Origin of the sequence: Glycomyces dulcitolivorans, from assembly GCF_003265355.1 — a bacterium.
GTDB classification, from domain to species: domain Bacteria; phylum Actinomycetota; class Actinomycetes; order Mycobacteriales; family Micromonosporaceae; genus Glycomyces; species Glycomyces dulcitolivorans.
On record NZ_QFRW01000147.1, the window covers coordinates 1 to 2,553 of the forward strand.

The following is a 2,553-nucleotide window of genomic DNA, read 5'->3' on the forward strand; positions in this document are numbered from 1 at the left end:
CGCCGCGAACGCCGCCGCCCACGGCCCGCCGACGCGCGCCGCGAGGACCGCCGCCCGGTCGGCGCAGTCCCGCGCCTGGCCCTCGTTCCCCGACTTCTGGTGCGCGATCGCCAGGTAGCCCAGGCAGATGAGCTGCTCCAGGCCCTGCCCGCGCCGCTCGGCCGCCGCGAGCGCGAGCGTCTGCGCCTCCAGGAGCTCGTGCCCGGAGGCGCGGTCGACCATGCGCTCGGCGAGGATCCGGCCCAGCTGCCACACCCGCAGGTCCGCCTGGAACCCGGCCTCGGTCCGCAAGAGGCCGTGGAGGACCCGGTGCTCGGCGTCGAACCACGCCGCCGCGGCCGCCGCGTCCGCGAAGGCCTCGACCCGGACGCCGGGCGCGGTCGGCCCCGGCTCGACCCCGTGCCCGCCCAGGCCATTGGCGGGGTGGAGGCGGTCGGCGCGGAGCGCGGCGTGCAGGTAGTGCTCCAGCATCCGCAGCGCGGCCGCGCGCCGCTCCGGTTCCAGCACTTCGTCTTCGAAGCACTCGGCCGCGTAGGCGCGCAGCAGGTCGTGGATCGAGTACCGGTCGCCCGGGAGCGGTTCGACGAGGTTGAACTCGGCGAGCGATTCGAGCGCGGCCCGCGCCTCGGCGGGCGGGGCGCCCATGAGGCTGGCCATCGCCGCCGGGGTCAGGTCGGGGCCGGGATGGAGCCCGAACAGCCGGAACGCCGCCGCGTCCCGCTCGTCGAGGAGCTGGTACGAGCAGTCGAAGACCGTGCGCGGATCGGACGCGAAGTCGGTGGAGACGAGCACGCTGAGGACGTTCGCGGCGCCCGCGAGCTTGTCGGCGAGCGCGTCGAGGGGCAGGCGCGGGTCGGCGGCGGCCCAGGACCCGACGAGCGTCAGCGCCAGGGGAAGCCGCCCGCACGCGGCGGCGATGCGGCCCACGGCCTCCCGGTGGGCGTCGGCGCGTTCGGGCCCGATGCGGCGGGCCAGCAGCGCCTCCGACTCCGGCACCGGCATAGGTCCCAAGTGGACGACCTCGGCGCCTTCGTTCATGTCCAGGCCCACGAGCCGGTCCCGGCTGGTCACGATCGTGAAACTGCCCGGGGCCGTGAGCAGCAGGGGCCGCACGTGCGCGGCGTCGCGGGCGTTGTCCAGCAGCACCAGGACCCGCCGCTGCGACAGGATCGTCCGGTACAGGCCCGCACGCTCGTCGAGCCCGGCCGGGATCGCGCCCGCACCGAACGCCGCGAGGGCCTCCCCGAGGACGTCCTCGGGGCTCGCGCCCGGCGCGGCGGGGTCAAAGCCGCGCAGGTTGAAGTACAGCTGCCCGTCCGGGAACCGGTGCGCGACGCGGTGGGCCCACCGCACTGCGAGCGCGGTCTTCCCGATGCCGCCCATGCCCGTGACGGCGGCCAGACCGGCCTCGGCGCCGGCGTCCATGAGGAACCGGTCGAGGGCGCGGATCTCGGTCTCGCGGCCGGTGAAGCGGGGCGTGGCGCGCGGCAGCATCGCGGGCACCGCCGACGGCACCGCGGGCGGGGGCTCGACGTCCGCGGGCTGGTCGCGGAGGATCGCGGTGTGGAGGGCGACGAGCTCCCGGTCGGGGTCGGCGCCGAGCGCGTCGGCGAGCCGGTCCTTCAGGGCCGCAAACGCTTCGAGGGCTTCGGCGGTGCGGCCGGAGGCGTGGAGGGCGCGCATGAGGAGGGCGGTGAGGCGCTGGCGGGTGTCGTGGGCGGCGATGATGTGCCGCAGCTCCTCGACGGCGCCGGCGGCGCGGCCGGTGTCGATGTCGGCGTCGATGCGCTGTTCGAGGAGGGTGAGGCGGTACTCGTCGAGGCGGCGGCCGATCGCCCCGGCGGCGCGGCCGGGGAGGTCGGCGAGGGCGGGGCCGCGCCATTCGTCGAGGGCCTCGCGCAGGACCGCGGCGGCCTTCTCGGCCTGGTTCTCGCGGCGCAGGGCCCGTGCTTCGGCTTCTTTCGCCTTGCAGCGCAGGGTGTCGAGTTCGGTCTCGCCGATGCGGAAGCGGTAGGCGCGGCCGACGGTCTCGATGCGGGTCCGTGCGGCGCCGAGCTGGCGGCGCAGGACGCCGACGGTGTTCTGGACCTGCGTCTCGGGGTCGAGGGGCAGGTCGTCGCCGTAGACGGCGGCGACGAGGCCGCTGATGGGGACGGCGCGCCCGGCGTCGTCGAGGAGGAGCGCGAGGATCGTGGTGGCGTTGCCCCGCGGGATCGCGACCTGGCCGCCGTCCACGCGGACCTCCAGGGGTCCGAGCAGGCGCACGTCGAGGGCCATGGCGTCGTCGCTTTCCTCACCGCGGGTTGGGGCTTCAGTGTCCCACAGCGACTGGTGGCGCGTTCGGCATGACGATCCGAGGACCGATCCGTGAGGCGCGGGTCGAGGATTCGAGCAGACCGGACGAGCCGAGGAGGGGCCGCCATGGAGCGCATCGCCGTACCCGACGACTACGAGGACCGCCTCGCGGCCGCGCGGACCGCGCTGCGGCGCCTGCCCGCGGGGCCGCTGCGCGAGAGCGCCGAGCGGGTCCTCGCCTCCGCGCCGTCGCGCGAC

The 2,553-nt window shown here is 76.1% G+C and carries 1 protein-coding gene; it reads right to left on the bottom strand.

Annotated elements, in window-relative coordinates:
- The coding region (locus DI269_RS13255) for an AfsR/SARP family transcriptional regulator (RefSeq protein ID WP_112136614.1) at positions 1 to 2,277 on the bottom strand (2,277 nt) is incomplete at its 3' end.
- Positions 2,278 to 2,553 lie beyond the last annotated feature (276 nt).